This window comes from Caulobacter ginsengisoli (assembly GCF_030814835.1).
Lineage (GTDB): Bacteria > Pseudomonadota > Alphaproteobacteria > Caulobacterales > Caulobacteraceae > Caulobacter > Caulobacter ginsengisoli.
Genome location: NZ_JAUSVS010000006.1, coordinates 148,648 through 163,594 on the forward strand (window position 1 = coordinate 148,648; position 14,947 = coordinate 163,594).

Here is a 14,947-nt window from a genome sequence, read left to right on the forward strand (position 1 = left end):
TCGCGCCCGCGCGCCACCCGGGAGCTAAGACCGTGCTTGCTGACCAACGCCTGATCGTCGCCCTGGACCTGCCCACCCGCGCCGAGGCCGAGGCCCTGGTCGAGCGGCTGGGCGACAGCGTGGGCTTCTACAAGATCGGCCTGCAGCTCCTGGCGACCGGCGGCATGGCCATGGCCGCCGACCTCAAGAAGCGCGGCCGCAAGGTCTTTCTGGACTGGAAGCTGCACGACATCGGCGCGACGGTCGAGAAGGCCACGGCGGCCATCGCCGGCACGGGGGCCTGCGACTTCCTCACCGTCCACGCCCAGCCCCAGGTGCTGGCGGCGGCGGTCAAGGGGCGAGGGTCGGACAGCGCGGTCAAGATCCTGGGGGTCACCGTGCTGACCAGCCTGTCGGGCCAGGACCTGGCCGAAATCGGCTATGGCATGGGGGTCGAGGCCCTGGTCGAGCGGCGCATCCGCCAGGTCATCGCGGCCGGAGCCGACGGGGTGGTGGCCAGCCCGGAGGAGGCGGCCCTGGCGCGCCGCATCGGCGGTCCGGACTTCCTGGTGGTGACGCCGGGCATCCGGCCGGCCGGGGCGGCGCTCAACGACCAGGCCCGGGCGGCCACGCCCCGCTTCGCCCTGGACCAGGGGGCCAGCCACCTGGTCATCGGCCGGCCGATCACCGCCGCGCCCGACCCCCGGGCGGCGGCCATCGCCATCGTCGAGGAGATGGGCGGGGTGGCTGTAGTCTAGGACGTTCTCCGCCTATGATGAATCACGGTTTGCCCATTCCATCCCCGGTCTCCCTGGCGAAGGCCAGGGCCCAAGCTGAGGGTCCTTAAAGACCGCGAGCAGGGTGGCCGGCCCCGTATGGGCCCTGGCCTTCGCCAGGGAACTCGGGAAGGGGTGGAAACTGCCCGCTCAAACGCCCGGAAACGCGCCTAGCCGCTATTTGCAGCCGCAGCCGCCGCGGCCCTTGGGCGGACGGCCGCCGCCGCGGCCGCCGTAGCGGATGCTGACGCTGGAGCTGGCATAGGCCGAGGCGCTGGCCCCGGCGCCGGCCACGGCATAGCCGCCGCCGCCCCCGCCGCCATAGCTGAGCATCGGCGGCTCGACCCCGCCGCCGCCGTAGAAGAAGTTGTCGTTCAGGCTGACCTCGCCGGTGCGGCAGTTGTAGCGCGGCGTCGGCTGGCAGGGCGGCGGGGGCGGATAGCAGCCGCAGCCGGAATTCCAGCGGCGGTCATAGGACTGCTGGCTGTAGCCGCCGCCATAGAGGGCGTCGCCATAGCCGTCCCGGTAGCCGTCGCGATAGCCGGTGACATAGCCCTGGCTCCATTCGCCGCCGCCGCCCCCTCCGGCGCCTTGGCCGCAGGGATTGCAGCCCGGGCCGGGCGCGGGGCCGTAGCGGTCGTCGCGGTAATAGGTCGAACCGCCCGACGACTGCTGGGTGTTGTAGTAGGGCGGATCGGGATCGACATAGGCGGTCGGCGGATAGGCCGAGGGCGGATAAGCAACTGGGGGCGGACCCTGCACATCGTAGGGCGGGTTGGGGTCCACATAGGCGGGCGGCGGGCCGGACACATAGGGCGGATTGGCGCTGACATAGCCGCCGCCGGGACCCGGCACGATACCGCCGTCGATATAGCCGCAGGGCATGGGCGCGCAGCTGGGCGGCGGACCCCCGGCCAGCGGGGGCGAGGCGGACGGCGGCGGGCCCGCATAGAGCGGGCCGCCGGTCTGAGCCGCCGATGCGGCCCGGGCCAGCACGAACAGGGTCAGGATCGCCAGAGAAGTACGCAGCAGCCAGCGGCCCATGAAAGCCTCCACCCAGGTCTGATCGCGCAACCTGAGCGCTGGACTGGCGGGCTTCCAGCGCTTGCCCCTCGGGGGCGAGGCGCGGTTCGCGCGTGAGGGGGGATGTTAGGGTTAAGGGGAGGGCGAAGACGCCAACGCGCCTCCTCTCCTCTCAGAGGAGAGGTCGACTCGGCTGGGCGCCAGCCCGCCGAGCGGGTGAGGCGACAGTCAGCGGCCACGTATCGGGGGAAACACCCAGCGCTGGCAGAATGCTGAACCGCCGCAAGGATCCTCCTCCGTGGGACGCCGCCTTCGGCGTGTCCCTCGCTCCTCCTCGCAAGCGAGGAGGAGAGGCGCTCCCCTAAAAATCCACCGCCATGCCCTTGCGCTCCCAGTCGCCGAAGCGGGTCGGTTCGGGGCCTTTGGGGCCGCCCAGCTCGGCCGGCAGTTCGGCGGAAGCGGCGGCCCGGCGGGCGGCGGCTTCTTCCAGGGCCCGGCGCGCGGCCGGGCTCAGCGGTTTGTCGGGGGCGGCGCCTTCGGGGCGTTCAAGATCATCGCTCATGACATAGAGTTCATGATGGATGCGATTTAAGAAAACAATGGTTGTTCACAAAAAACGACGTTGTATTTGATCCGCCCCCTGGACGCCGGACCTCCCGGTGTCGCCATCAACAAGGGGAGCATTCAATGCCCAGGGTTTCTTACGCTTTCTTCATCGTCGCCTTCGTTTGCGGCATCATCGGCATGGGCATGGGAATGGCCATGGGCGCGACCGAGAACTTCACCCTCATGCCGGTCCACGCCCACCTCAACCTGCTGGGCTGGGTCAGCCTGGCCCTCATGGGCGGCTTCTACGCCCTGGCCGGCGCCCGCGCCTCGACCCGCCTGGCCTGGATCAACCTGGCCGTCTCCAGCCTGGGCATCCTGTTCTGCATTCCCTCGCTGGCCCTGCTGCTGCTGGGCAACAAGGGCGTCGTCCCGTTCCTGATGATCGGCGAGTTCAGCCTGGTCGGCGGCATGCTGCTGTTCGGGGCCAACCTGATCCTGGCCGCCTCGCGCGGCCCGCGCACGGTCGCCGCCTAGACCCAAAACGGGTCGAAACTTGCGCAGATGAGCGAACGCTGGTTTCGTCCCCCGATCCATTGTCGGGGGACAATCCAGATGCCGCGCGTTTCACTCGCCTTCTTCACCACCGCTCTGCTCTGCGGCCTGACCGGCATGGTCTGGGGCAGCTATATGGGAGCCACCCAGAACTTCATCCTGGCCCCGGCCCACGCCCACCTGAACCTGCTGGGCTGGGTGACCCTGTCGATCATGGGAACCTTCTACGCCCTGGCCGGCGACCGCGCCTCGCGGCGGCTGGCCTGGGCCAACTGGGCGGTGTCCACGCTGGGGGTGATCATCATGACCCCGATGCTGGCCTACCTGCTGTCGGGCCACGAGAAGGAGATCGGGCCGTTGATGCCGATCCCGGAGCTGACCGTGATCATCGGCATGCTGCTGTTCGCCGTCTCGGTGCTGTCGCTCTGGCGCAAGCCGGCCTGATCACAGGCCTTGCCACCGGCCCCTAAAGGGGGCACGGGGCGGGCGTGACCGATCAAGCACCTTCCGCCGGCGACGCCGGCCTGCCCGCCCGCCAAGCCGCCATCACCCTCTTCGAGGCGGCCCTGGCCCGTCGCGGCGGCTTCGATGAAGCCCTGTCGAGCGGGGCCCTCAAGGGGCTGGAGCCGCGCGACCGCGCCTTCGCCCGGGCCCTGACCCTGGCGGCCCTGCGACACCTGGGTCCGATCGACAACGCCCTGCAGGGCAAGCTCTCGCGGCCGCCGCCCGAGCGCGTCCTGACCATCCTTAGGCTCGGCGTCGCCCAGGCCTTCTGGCTCAACGTCCCCGACCATGCCGCCGTCGCCTCCAGCGTCGAGCTGGCCGACCGGGGCAAGAACACCCAGCGGCTCAAGGGCCTGGTCAACGCCGTGCTGCGCGGCCTGCTGCGCGACGGCCCGCCGATGGAGACCGTCGACACCGTCCTGCCCGCCTGGCTGTCGGCCCGCTGGCGCGCCGCCTATGGCGAGGAGGCCCTGGCCGGCATCGCCGCCGCCGTGACCCAGGAGCCGGCCACCGACCTCACCCCGCGCGATCCGGCCGAGGCGCAGGCCCTGGCCGCCGATCTCGAAGCCACGGTCCTGCCCGGCCTCACCCTGCGCTCGGCCCTGAAGGGCGATGTCGCCCTCTGGCCCGGCTTCGCCGAGGGCCGCTGGTGGGTGCAGGACGCCGCCGCCGCCATCCCCGCCCGGCTGCTTCGCGTCAAACCCGGCGAGACCGCCCTGGACCTCTGCGCCGCGCCCGGCGGCAAGACCCTGCAGCTGGCCGCCGCCGGGGCGACGGTCACGGCCCTGGACCGCTCGGCCCCGCGCCTGGCGAGGCTGCGCGACAACCTTGCCCGCATGAATCTCACCGCCGAGGTCGTCACCGCCGAGGGCGACGCCTGGCGCGACGAACGGCAGTTCGACGCCGTCCTGCTCGACGCCCCCTGCGCCTCGACGGGGACCTTCCGCCGCCACCCGGACGTGCTGTGGGCCTCCAGCCCCGCCGACATCGCCAAGCTGGCCGCCGTCCAGACCCGCCTGCTGGCCGCCACGGCGGGGCGGGTGAAGCCGGGTGGGCGGCTGGTCTACTGCGTCTGCTCCCTGGAGCCCGAGGAGGGCGAGAGCCAGGTCCGCAATTTCCTGGGCTCAAACCCGGACTTCGCCACCGACCCCATCCAGCCGGGCGAAGGCGGTTCGCCTGAGGCGAGCGTGACGCCCCAGGGCTGGCTGCGCATCCTGCCCCAGCATATGGCGGGGGGGATGGACGGCTTCTTCGCGGCGCGGCTGGTGCGCAAGGCCTGATCCCGAGCGCAAACTGAGAGGCCGTGAGCGGCTTGGGCGTGGGATTAAATTGGGAAGGAAGAGAAGAAGAGAGAAGAAGAGCGAGGGGCTGTGGACGAAGGATCGACCGCGCCTGGGCCACGCTCGAACAGGATCCTATTGAGGCGCGAAGCGCCTCGAAAAGATAGCCGGGCTCTGACGGCCCAGGCTCGCTCCAGCGCCTTCGCTCACTCTTCTTCTTACCCTTCTCTTCCTTCCCAATTTAATCCCACGTCCCATGCCGCCAGCGGTCGGCTCTCCAGTTCGTGCGATTCGCGGACCAATCCACTTCCACCCACGCCTTGTCCCGGCCCCAAGCTTGAGGCTAAGTCCCAACCCCATGAGCGCCCCCAAGACCATCATCGCCCCCTCCATCCTGGCGGCGGATTTCGCCAAGTTGGGCGAGGAAGCGCGCGCGGTGGAAGCGGCCGGCGCCGACTGGCTGCATGTCGATGTCATGGACGGCCATTTCGTCCCGAACATCACGCTGGGCCCCGACATCGTCAAAGCCCTGCGCCCGCACGTCGCCATCCCCTTCGACGTGCATCTGATGATCGCCCCGGTCGATCCCTTCCTGGAGGCCTTCGTTGCGGCCGGCGCCAATATCGTCAGCGTCCATCCGGAGTCCGGCCCGCACCTCAACCGCACCCTCAAGCGCATCCGCGAGCTGGGGGCCAAGGCGGGCGTGGTGTTCAACCCGTCCACGTCGCCATCGGTGATCGAATACATGATGGACGAGGTCGACCTGGTCCTGGTCATGTCGATCAACCCCGGCTTCGGCGGCCAGAGCTTCATGACCTCGCAGCTGAAGAAGATCGAAACCCTGCGCAGGATGATCGACGCCACCGGCCGCGACATCCCGCTGGAGGTCGATGGCGGCGTCACGCCGCAGACCGCCCCGCTGTGCATCGCGGCCGGGGCCACGGCCCTGGTGGCCGGCACGGCGGTGTTCAAGGGCGGCCCCGGCGCCTACGCCGACAACATCCGCGCGCTGCGAGGGAGCTGACCGGACGGTGGCGCGCACCCCAGTCCTGGAACCCCTGGCGAACCTGGCCGGCGGCATAGGCGGCGCCCTTCGCCGCCAGGGCGAGCGGGAATGGTTCGGCAATCCGCTGCACCGCCTGGCCATCGCCAGCCCGGCCGCCCAGGGCCTGGCCGCCAACCCCCACGACCTGCGCCCGGTCAATCCGGCCCGGGGCCGCCAGATCCTGGCCGGGCAGTTCGAGCTGGCCGGGGCGAAACTGCTGGTCGGGCCCGGCGGCGATCCCTGGGACCGGGCGCTGCCGCACCGCCGGTTCGGCATCGTGCTGCACCGCATGGGCTGGATGGGCGATCTGCTGTCGGTCGGGCCCGAGGCCGCCGCCCAAGGTTTGCGCCTTGTGCTCGACTGGCGGCGGGTGTTCGGCAAGTGGAACCGGTTTTCCTGGGGGCCAGACGTGCTGGAGCGGCGGGTGTTCAACCTGGCCTGCGCGGCGCGGCGGCTGGCGGCAGGGGCCTCCGACGCCGAGGCCCAGACCTTCACCCAGGACCTGGCCCGCCAGGCCCGCCACCTGACCCGCATCGCCATCAGCCCCGACCGCCATGTCGAGCGGGCCGTGGCGGCGGGGGTGGCCGGCTGCGCCCTGGCCGGCGAGCCGGGCGAGGCGCTGATCGACTACGCCATGGACCGGCTGAAGGCCGAGCTTCCCGAGGCCGTCCGCCCCGACGGCGTTCACGCCAGCCGCTCGCCGGAGCGGGGCCTGGAGCTGCTCTTCGACCTGATGACCCTGGACGAGGCCCTGCACCAGCGCGGCCAGGCCGGGCCCGACGAGATCAACCGCGCTATCGACCGGCTGACCGCGGCGCTGCGCTTCTTCACCCTGCCCGACGGCGCCCTGCCGGTGCTGCAGGGCGGCGAGGCCCGCGATCCCCGCACCGTGGCCGCTGCGGTGGCCCACGACGAGGCGGGACGCGGCGGCCCTTCCCGCGCGGCCTTCGGGGGTTTCCAGCGGCTGGACGGCGGCGGCCTGACCGTGCTGGCCGACGCCGCCCCGCCGGCCCAGGGCAGATGGAGCGTCGGCGCCTGCGCCCAGCCCCTGGCCATCGAGATCGTCTGCGGCGCCGACCGGCTGGTCACCGCCTGCGGCTGGAGCCCCGACGCCGCCGGCCCCGGGGCCCTGCGCCTGATCGACGCCGCCTCCACCGCCCATCTGGGCGAGCTGATCACCGGCGGGCCGCTGCAGGGCCTGGCCGCCTATGGCCTGGGCCCCCGCCTGACCGGCGCCCCCCGCCAGGTGGAGGCCCGCCGCCATGACAGCGACGTGGCCGCCTGGCTGGAGCTGTTCCATGACGGCTGGGTCCGACGCACGGGCCTGGTCCACGAGCGCCGCCTCTATCTCGACAAGGTCGCCGGCGAACTGCGCGGCGAGGACAGCTTCGCCCCCAAGGACGCCAAAGAGGAAGCCAGGCCGAACGCCGCCCCGCGCCGCTACATGCCCTTCGCGGTGCGCTTCCACCTGCATCCCGACTGCCGGGCCAGCATCGCCCGCGACAACAAGAGCATCCTGCTGCGCGGCCCCTCCGACCAGGGCTGGTGGCTGCGCAACGACGCCGCCGAGGTCAGCCTGCAGCCCAGCGCCCACTTCGAGGACGGCCAGCCCCACCGCGCCCAGCAGATCGTGCTGAAGGGCCAGGTCCGGCTCGACAAGGGCGGCCGCATCCGCTGGAAACTGTCGCGGGCGGAGGGGTAGATGGCCTGGACCCGACGCTATGACGAGCCGCAGCCCCAGCGGGTCAACCGCTGGCTGGCCCAGAGCGGGGTCTGCTCGCGGCGCGAGGCCGAGGGGATGATCGGGGCGGGGCTGGTCAGCATCGACGGCGAGGTGGTCACCGATCCCGGCCGCAAGATCCTGCCCGGCCAGACCCTGGTGCTGTCCGACGCGGCCCAGGCGGGGCTGGAAAGCTCGCTCAGCGTGGTGATCCACAAGCCGGTGGGGGTGGTGTCGGCCCATGCCGACGAAGACCAGGTTCCGGCCGTGCGGCTGCTGACGCCTGAGCGGCTGGTCGGCGAGAGCGCCATTCCGGACCTGCACAACCGCCTGGCCCCGCTGGGCCGGCTGGACATGGACAGCCGGGGCCTGCTGATCCTGTCGGAGGACGGGGTGCTGGCCAAGGCGGTGATCGGGCCGGACTCGGCGCTGGACAAGGAATATCTGGTGCGGGTCTCGGGGGCGGTCACCGAGGTCAAGGTCCGCCGCCTGCGCCATGGCCTGACCCTGGACGGCCGCCACCTGAAGGTCGCCAAGGTGCGGTCCGAGGGCGAGGGAACCCTGCGCTTCATCCTCACCGAGGGCCGCAACCGCCAGATCCGCCGGATGTGCGAGATGGTCGACCTGGAGGTGACCGACCTTTTGCGGCTGAGGATCGGGCCGCTGAAGCTGGGCGACCTGCCGGAGGGGTCGTGGCGGGCCCTGACGGCGGAGGAGCGGGCGGCGCTGATCCGGGATTCGGTTCCGAGGGGCTAGCGGGGTTGGAGGCGCCAGCCGTGGGATTAATCCGGGAAGGAAGAGAAGGGGAAGAAGAAGAGCAAGGGGCCGGGACCTGGCGGCCGGCGCCGCAGGCCGTCTTTCAGATCGGTCGCCTGCGGCGCAATCACGGGGCGGCTCAGGCCCTTACGCTTCTTCTTCCCCTTCTCTTCCTTCCAGATTTAAACCCACCTCGACCCCCGTAAAGCAGTTGCAGTTCCATCCCCTATCGTCAGGATCGCCGCAAAACGAATCCATGGGGGAGCCTCCGATGACCGTCAGCCTGTTCACCTTCGTCGACCTGTTCTCGCGCCAGGTCGCGACCGCCGATCACCTGCTGGACAAGGGGGCGGAAGCCGGCGGCGAGGACTGCCTGGACTGGCGGCTGATCGAGGACATGGCGCCGCTGCGCTTCCAGCTGATGGTGGTCTGCAACTTCACCCGCCTGTGGCCGGCGCGGGTCGCCGGCCTGCCGCTGCCCGCCGAGGTCAACGACCAGCTGGACGTCGCCGGCTTCAAGGCCGCCCTGGTCGACGCGAAGGCCTATCTGGCCGGGCTGACCGCCGCGCAGTTCGAAGGCCGCGACGATGTCCCGCTGACCTATCCCCTCGGCAACGGCATGGAGCCGACCCTGCCGTCCGGCCAGTGGCTGACGGTGTTCGCCACCACCAACCTCTATTTCCACCTCTCGACCGCCTACGGCATCCTGCGGGCCAAGGGCGTGCAGATCGGCAAGCCGGACCTGTTCGCGGGCGGGCTGTAGAGGCGATTGGGCGGTGAACACGGATAACGACACCGATCTGCGACTCTTTGTTTTTGTCCTGCAGGCACCAATATGTCCTGAGGCTGGCCTTGAAGATCGGATGCTCCGGTTCATGACGACCGGAGACAGCACTGAGTCGTTGGATGAGCCTTCCCTAGCCCGACAGCTCGGCCCTGGCGAAAAAGCTGACTACTTACTAAATAACCGCAACATCGTCGCCGAGCTTAAGACAATAAACGGCGACCCCAAGAATCGCGTCGAGCATCGCCTGCAAGAATGGTTCTCCCAGCCTGGCGCTCCCATAGTGATGGGGCGTTACGGACTGGCGGCGATATTTCGTGCAATGCCAGACGGGCACGAAATGTCCAAACTGGTTATCGATCTATCCATTCGTGCTGTTCGTCGTCATCTCTACAAATCGAACAATCAGGTTTTGGAAACGAAGCGAAGGCTTGGTCTAAGCCACGCATCTGGCTTGTTGGTCATAATGAACGAGTCAGAACGCATGATCGACGCGGCTAGTATCGGCTATGGAATTCGATCCGCCATTGAGTCTTCCGAGGACCGATATGAGCATCTCAAATATATTTGGGTGAGCGTTGAAAGCCACAAGGTTCGACTTCCAGATGGCTCCCTAGGGTACCCCCAACTGTTCGTTTCTCGTTCGAACGAAACACAACCTGAATTGACCTTTTTTGCGAGCATGTTGGAGGCTTGGGCTCGATTTAATGGCGGGGAACTGCGGCACCTTCCGCACGGGACCACTTGGGATTCCCTCACGCCCGTCTTCGAAGGCGGGCCGCCCACCATAGGGCCTTTCTTTCCTAGACCGCCTGCCCGCAACACCAGCCGCTAGCCCAGGCCCACTGGAAATTGTAGCCGCCCAGCCAGCCGGTGACGTCGACCGCCTCGCCGATGAAATAGAGGCCCGGGACCGCCTTCACCGCCATGGTGCGGGAGTCGAGCGCGTCGGTGTCGACGCCGCCCAGGGTGACCTCGGCGGTGCGGTAGCCCTCCGAGCCGACCGGCTTGACCCGCCAGGCGCTCACGGACCCCGCCAGCCGGCGCAGCAGGGCGTCGTTGGCGTCGGCGATATTGCCCACCGCGCCGCCGGTGACCGCGATGTGGTTGGCCAGGCTCTTGGGCAGGATGCGGGACAGCACCGTGGCGACCGCCTGCTTGCCGCTGGTCCGGCGGGCCTCGCGCAAAAGTTCGAAGACGTCGGTCCCCGGCGCCATGTCGATCTCGATCTCGCCGCCCTCGCGCCAGTAGGAGGAGATCTGCAGGATGGCCGGGCCGCTGACGCCGCGATGGGTGAACAGCATGGCCTCCTCGAAACGGGTCTTGCCGCTGGAGACCCGGGCGTCGACCGCCACCCCGGCCAGGGTGCGCAGCCGCTCCAGCAGGCTGACATCGAAGGTCAGGGGCACCAGGGCCGGGCGGGTCTCAACGACCGGAACGCCGTATTTCGCGGCGACCTCATAGGCGAAGCCGGTCGCGCCCATCTTGGGGATCGACTTGCCGCCGCTGGCCAGGACCAGCGAGGTACAGGTCACGGTGCGGCCGCCGGCGATCAGCCGGAAGCCCTCCGGCGTCCTGTCGATGGCGGTGACGCTGGTCTCCAGCCGCAGCTGGGCGCCCACGGCCTCCATCTCCTCGAGCAGCATGGCGACGATCTGCCGGGCGCTGTCGTCGCAGAACAGCTGGCCCAGGGTCTTCTCATGCCAGGCGATGTGGTGGCGGTCGACCAGGGCGATGAAGTCGGTGGGGCGATAGCGCCGCAGGGCCGAGATGGCGAACTTGGGGTTGGCCGACAGGAAGTTCTTCGGCTCGGTGCGGGTGTTGGTGAAGTTGCACCGCCCGCCGCCGGAGATGCGGATCTTCTCGCCCGGCGCCTTGGCGTGGTCGATGACCAGCACCGAGCGGCCGCGCCGGCCCGCCTCGATGGCGCACATCATCCCGGCGGCCCCGGCGCCGATCACGATGACGTCGTAGTTTTCCATGCCGGGGAGTTAGTCGGGATGGGCGGGGAAGGGAAGGAATGTCCACGAACCACACGAACCACACGAACGAGCCTGCGCGATGACTGCCGGCGCCGGGGCTCGTCCGGACGTGGGTTTTGGGGTCGCTTCGCGACAGGAAGATAAGGGAAGAGAAGAAGTGTAAGCGGTTCAGCCAGCTACCAAAGCGCCGCAGGCAATCAATTCGAAGGACGGCCTGCGGCGCATCCCGCGAGCCGCCGTCGCTTGCTCTTCTCCTCTAAACTTCTCTTCCTGTCGCGAAGCGACCCCAAAATTCCCACGCGTCCACCAGCCCAGACCCTCGGAGTTCGCTCCCGTTCGTGTGGTTCGTGTGGTTCGTGGACTCCTTCCCTTTTGGCCCGACCGCGCCTATACGGACGCCGTCCGCGTGACTGGCGCATAGGTGGAGAACCACCGGGGAGCGCGGGCCTCATATGCCGCGCGCCTGGGCTCCACTCGACAGACCGGAGCCCAAGCCATGCCCGCCGCCCCCGACTTCCCGCCCTCGCCCGACAAGGTCGTCCTCAAGCGCGCCCTGATCAGCGTCTCCGACAAGACCGGCCTGATCGACGCCGCCCGCGCGCTCGCCGACGCCGGGGTCGAGCTGGTCTCGACCGGCGGCACCAAGGCGGCCATCGCCGCGGCCGGCATACCGGTGAAGGACGTCGCCGAGCTCACCGGCTTTCCCGAGATGATGGACGGCCGGGTCAAGACCCTGCACCCAAAAGTCCACGGCGGCCTGCTGGGCGTGCGCGACGCCCCGGCCCATGCGGCGGCGATGGGCGAGCACGGGATCGGGGCCATCGACCTCGTCTATGTGAACCTCTACCCGTTCGAACCCACCGTCGCGGCCGGCGGCGACTACGAGACCTGCGTCGAGAACATCGACATCGGCGGGCCGGCGATGATCCGCTCGGGGGCCAAGAACCACGGCTATGTCGCCGTCTGCACCGACCCCGCCGACATGGCCGAGGTCCTTGCGGCGCTGAAGGCCGAGGGCGGCACGTCGCTGGCCCTGCGCAAGACCCTGGCGGCCCGCGCCTATGCCCGCACCGCCGCCTATGACGCGGCCATCTCGGCCTGGTTCGCCGGCCAGCTCGGCCAGAGCGCCCCGCCGCGCAAGGCCATCGCCGGCCGGCTGATCCAGACCCTGCGCTATGGCGAGAACAGCCACCAGTCGGCCGCCTTCTACGGCTTCGAGCACCGCCGTACGGGCGTGGCCACCGCCCGCCAGCTGCAGGGCAAGGAACTGAGCTACAACAACATCGCCGACACCGACGCCGCCTTCGAGCTGGCCGCCGAGTTCGATGGGCCCGACGCCGCCTGCGTCATCGTCAAGCACGCCAACCCCTGCGGCGTCGCCACCGGTCCGAACCTCTTGGAAGCCCACCGCCGGGCCCTGGAATGCGACCCGGTCAGCGCCTTCGGCGGCATCGTGGCGGTCAACCGCCGGCTGGACCGGGCGGCGGCCGAAGCCATCGCCGAGGTGTTCACCGAGGTGGTCATCGCCCCCGGCGCCGACGACGACGCGGTGGCGGTGTTCGCGGCGAAGAAGAACCTGCGCCTGCTGGTCACCGAGGGCCTCCCCAATGCCCTGGACGCCGGCGAGACCTTCCGCTCGGTGGCCGGCGGCTTCCTGGTCCAGAGCCGTGACACGGCGCGCCTGACCGCCGCCGACCTGAAGATCGTCACCAAACGCGCCCCCACCCCGCAGGAGGTGGAGGACATGCTGTTCGCCTTCACCATCGCCAAGCACGTCAAGTCCAACGCCATCGTCTTCGCCCGCGGCGGCCAGACCCTGGGCGTCGGGGCCGGCCAGATGAACCGCAAGGACAGCGCCCGCATCGCCGCCATGCGCGCCGCCGACTTCGGCCTGGACCTGAAGGGTAGCGCCTGCGCCTCGGAAGCCTTCTTCCCCTTCGCCGACGGGCTCATTCAAGCGGCGGAGGCGGGGGCGACGGGGGTGATCCAGCCCGGCGGCTCGATCCGCGACGAGGAGGTGATCGCGGCGGCGGACGCGGCGGGGATCGCCATGGCGTTTACCGGGGTTCGGGTGTTCCGGCATTGAGCCGCGCCGTCGAATACAACGCATTCAGCTCGCCCTGGCCGATCTGCCCGGCGCCGTAGCCGAACGTGCCCTCGTCCAGCAGTTCCCGCGCCGCCCGCCGCACCAGGCCCAGCGCCGCCCGGGCGATGGAGCCGCCGGTGCTGATGCGCTGGACGCCGGCCTCGAGCATCTGGCGGGCGGTGGCGTTGGCGCTGGTCAGGCCGACGACGATGTTCAGCGGGCCGGCGATCTCGCGAACCAGGGTGCGGATGAGGTCGAGGTCGCCGGTTCCGGGGACGAAGACGCAGTCGGCCCCGGCCTCCAGGTAGCGGTTGCCGCGCCGGATGGCCTCGGCCAGGCCCTCGGGGCCGGCGATCTGCAGGGCGTCGGTGCGGGCGTTGAGCACGAAGTGGGGCGCGGCGGCCCGGGCGGCGGCGATGCGCTCGACCGACAGGGCCTCGTCATAGAGGTCCGGTCCCGCCCCGATGTCCTCGATGTTGCCGCCGGCCGCGCCCGCCGCCACGGCGAGGCGCACGGTCTCGGCGACGGCTTCCGGGGCTTCGCCATAGCCGTCCTCGAGGTCGGCGTTGACCGGAATGTCGACCGCTGAGGTCAACTCGGCCAACCGGGCGAGCGTCTCTTCGCGGCTGACCGCCACCCGCGGATCGCCGACCCGGTAGTCGGGCTTGCCGATCGAGAAGGCCACCCCGGCGCTGGTGGTTGCGATGGCCTTGAAGCCCTCGGCGGCCATCAGGATGGCGCTGCCGGCGTCCCAGGCGTTGCCCAGGATGAAGCCGCCGGGGGCCTTGTGCAGGGCGAGAAAGGCATTGGCGCGCTGGGTCTGTGTCATCTGGGCCTCTGGGATCGGTGCGGCGCCATCCTATCTAAGCCTGGCCACGAAATCGCCGGGTTGGCGGTTCGAAAGTGGCAGCAGCGAACAGAAGGGGCGGGGCGTGATCCAGCTTGGGCGGACGGGCGGCGCGGGCCTCAAGGCGGCCGAGTGGGGCGAGGTCCTGGCCCGCGGCGCCACCGTGCAGCGGCCGCTGCTGGCCATGGCCCGCGTGCCGGTGGTGCTGCAGTTCCACGGCTGCGGCGGGGCCGAGCCCTTCCTGCAGACCTACGGCAAGACCGCCACGGACCTGGGCGTCGCGGCCGTGACCATCGACAGTTTCCGGCCGCGCGGCATGAGCAACCTGGACGGCAAGCTGTTTGTCTGCACGGGCACGACGCTTCGCGGCGCCCAGCGGGCGGCGGACGTCTTCGCCATGCTGGCCTGGGCCCGCGCCCAGCCCTGGGCCGATCCCGACCGCATCGCCCTGGCCGGCTGGAGCCACGGCGGCTGGACGATCATGGACGCGTTGGCCATGGGGTCGAACGCCGCCCGCGTCACCGGCATCGCCGACGCCGACCCGGCGGCGCTGCAGGGGGTCAAGGGCGCCTTCCTGGTCTATCCCTATGCCAGCTTCCCCTCCCTGACCTCGGCCCAGGGCTGGCCGGGCGCCAAGCCGCCGGTCACCGCCATCCTGGGCGGCAAGGACCAGGTGGTCGGCGTGAACGGGCCGCAGAAGGCGCTGCAGCGGCTGACGCGGGATGGGGTGAGCGTGGAGACCACGCTGTTCCCGGACGCGACCCATGCGTTCGATGATGATCACGCCAATGACCCGCGGGCGAAGTATCGGCCGGATCTGCTGGAGACGTCGCGGGGGCTCTACGCGGGGATGCTGAAGCGGGCGTTTGGGTAGCGGCCTCGACAATCCTCCCCCGGAGGGGGAGGGGGACCGCCGCGAAGCGGTGGTGGAGGGGGTTTGAGCCTGCATTCAGACATCAGGATAGAACGCGGCTGACCGGCTGCGATTAGCTGGAAAGAGGGGGATGTAGTGGTGGACCCCCTCCACCATGCTTCGCATGGTCCCCCTCCCCCTCCGGGGGAGG

Annotated in this window: 15 protein-coding genes and 1 riboswitch; of the genes, 11 read left to right on the top strand and 4 right to left on the bottom strand. The window is 70.0% G+C overall.

Annotated elements, in window-relative coordinates; genetic code table 11:
• The first annotated feature begins 32 nt into the window (after positions 1-32).
• On the top strand, positions 33-737 hold the full coding sequence (gene pyrF / locus QO010_RS15650) for an orotidine-5'-phosphate decarboxylase (protein ID WP_307350584.1): 705 nt from the start codon (positions 33-35) through the stop codon (positions 735-737).
• A gap of 195 nt (positions 738-932) precedes the next feature.
• Here pyrF and QO010_RS15655 read toward each other — a convergent pair whose 3' ends face one another.
• The gene (locus QO010_RS15655) at positions 933-1,799 is read right to left on the bottom strand and encodes a hypothetical protein (protein WP_307350586.1); all 867 of its coding nucleotides are present in this window, start codon (positions 1,797-1,799) and stop codon (positions 933-935) included.
• 340 nt (positions 1,800-2,139) lie between these two features.
• On the bottom strand, positions 2,140-2,340 hold the full coding sequence (locus tag QO010_RS15660) for a DUF1674 domain-containing protein (RefSeq protein WP_307350588.1): 201 nt from the start codon (positions 2,338-2,340) through the stop codon (positions 2,140-2,142).
• 125 nt (positions 2,341-2,465) lie between these two features.
• Between QO010_RS15660 and QO010_RS15665 the strand changes: the two genes are divergently transcribed.
• From QO010_RS15665 to QO010_RS15700, 8 genes are all read left to right on the top strand, one after another.
• Positions 2,466-2,861, top strand: a complete 396-nt coding sequence (locus QO010_RS15665; RefSeq protein ID WP_307350589.1) for a hypothetical protein — start codon at positions 2,466-2,468, stop codon at positions 2,859-2,861.
• 78 nt (positions 2,862-2,939) lie between these two features.
• Positions 2,940-3,323 (top strand): hypothetical protein, encoded by a 384-nt coding sequence (locus tag QO010_RS15670; protein WP_307350591.1) that lies wholly within the window; start codon positions 2,940-2,942, stop codon positions 3,321-3,323.
• A 44-nt stretch (positions 3,324-3,367) separates the two neighbouring features.
• Positions 3,368-4,663 carry an RsmB/NOP family class I SAM-dependent RNA methyltransferase gene (locus QO010_RS15675; protein ID WP_307350594.1) on the top strand — a complete coding sequence of 432 codons (1,296 nt, stop codon included), beginning with the start codon at positions 3,368-3,370 and terminating at the stop codon, positions 4,661-4,663.
• Between the two features lie 358 nt (positions 4,664-5,021).
• Positions 5,022-5,687: a ribulose-phosphate 3-epimerase gene (rpe, locus tag QO010_RS15680; protein WP_307350596.1), complete on the top strand. Its 666-nt coding sequence runs from the start codon at positions 5,022-5,024 to the stop codon at positions 5,685-5,687.
• A 7-nt stretch (positions 5,688-5,694) separates the two neighbouring features.
• The gene (locus QO010_RS15685; RefSeq protein ID WP_307350598.1) at positions 5,695-7,410 is read left to right on the top strand and encodes a heparinase II/III family protein; all 1,716 of its coding nucleotides are present in this window, start codon (positions 5,695-5,697) and stop codon (positions 7,408-7,410) included.
• Entirely contained in the window at positions 7,411-8,184 is a 774-nt protein-coding gene (locus QO010_RS15690) for a pseudouridine synthase (RefSeq protein WP_307350600.1), read from the top strand. It abuts the gene before it with no gap.
• A 271-nt stretch (positions 8,185-8,455) separates the two neighbouring features.
• Positions 8,456-8,947 carry a DUF1993 family protein gene (locus QO010_RS15695; protein WP_307350602.1) on the top strand — a complete coding sequence of 164 codons (492 nt, stop codon included), beginning with the start codon at positions 8,456-8,458 and terminating at the stop codon, positions 8,945-8,947.
• 13 nt (positions 8,948-8,960) lie between these two features.
• The gene (locus QO010_RS15700) at positions 8,961-9,803 is read left to right on the top strand and encodes a hypothetical protein (protein ID WP_307350603.1); all 843 of its coding nucleotides are present in this window, start codon (positions 8,961-8,963) and stop codon (positions 9,801-9,803) included.
• Here the strand turns inward: QO010_RS15700 and QO010_RS15705 are convergent.
• A complete protein-coding gene (locus QO010_RS15705; protein ID WP_307350605.1) occupies positions 9,772-10,950 on the bottom strand; it encodes a BaiN/RdsA family NAD(P)/FAD-dependent oxidoreductase in 1,179 nt (392 codons plus the stop codon). The two genes, QO010_RS15700 and QO010_RS15705, sit on opposite strands and share 32 nt — an antisense overlap.
• 396 nt (positions 10,951-11,346) lie before the next feature.
• Positions 11,347-11,426: riboswitch (ZMP/ZTP riboswitch) on the top strand.
• 20 nt (positions 11,427-11,446) lie between these two features.
• On the opposite strand from QO010_RS15705, the gene purH reads away from it, so the two are divergent.
• Positions 11,447-13,036, top strand: coding sequence for a bifunctional phosphoribosylaminoimidazolecarboxamide formyltransferase/IMP cyclohydrolase (gene purH, locus QO010_RS15710; protein WP_307350606.1), 1,590 nt, complete (start codon positions 11,447-11,449; stop codon positions 13,034-13,036).
• Here the strand turns inward: purH and QO010_RS15715 are convergent.
• A complete protein-coding gene (locus QO010_RS15715) occupies positions 13,008-13,865 on the bottom strand; it encodes an isocitrate lyase/PEP mutase family protein (protein ID WP_307350608.1) in 858 nt (285 codons plus the stop codon). The two genes, purH and QO010_RS15715, sit on opposite strands and share 29 nt — an antisense overlap.
• Before the next feature lie 103 nt (positions 13,866-13,968).
• Between QO010_RS15715 and QO010_RS15720 the strand changes: the two genes are divergently transcribed.
• A complete protein-coding gene (locus QO010_RS15720) occupies positions 13,969-14,757 on the top strand; it encodes a dienelactone hydrolase family protein (protein ID WP_307350611.1) in 789 nt (262 codons plus the stop codon).
• Positions 14,758-14,947: the final 190 nt, after the last annotated feature.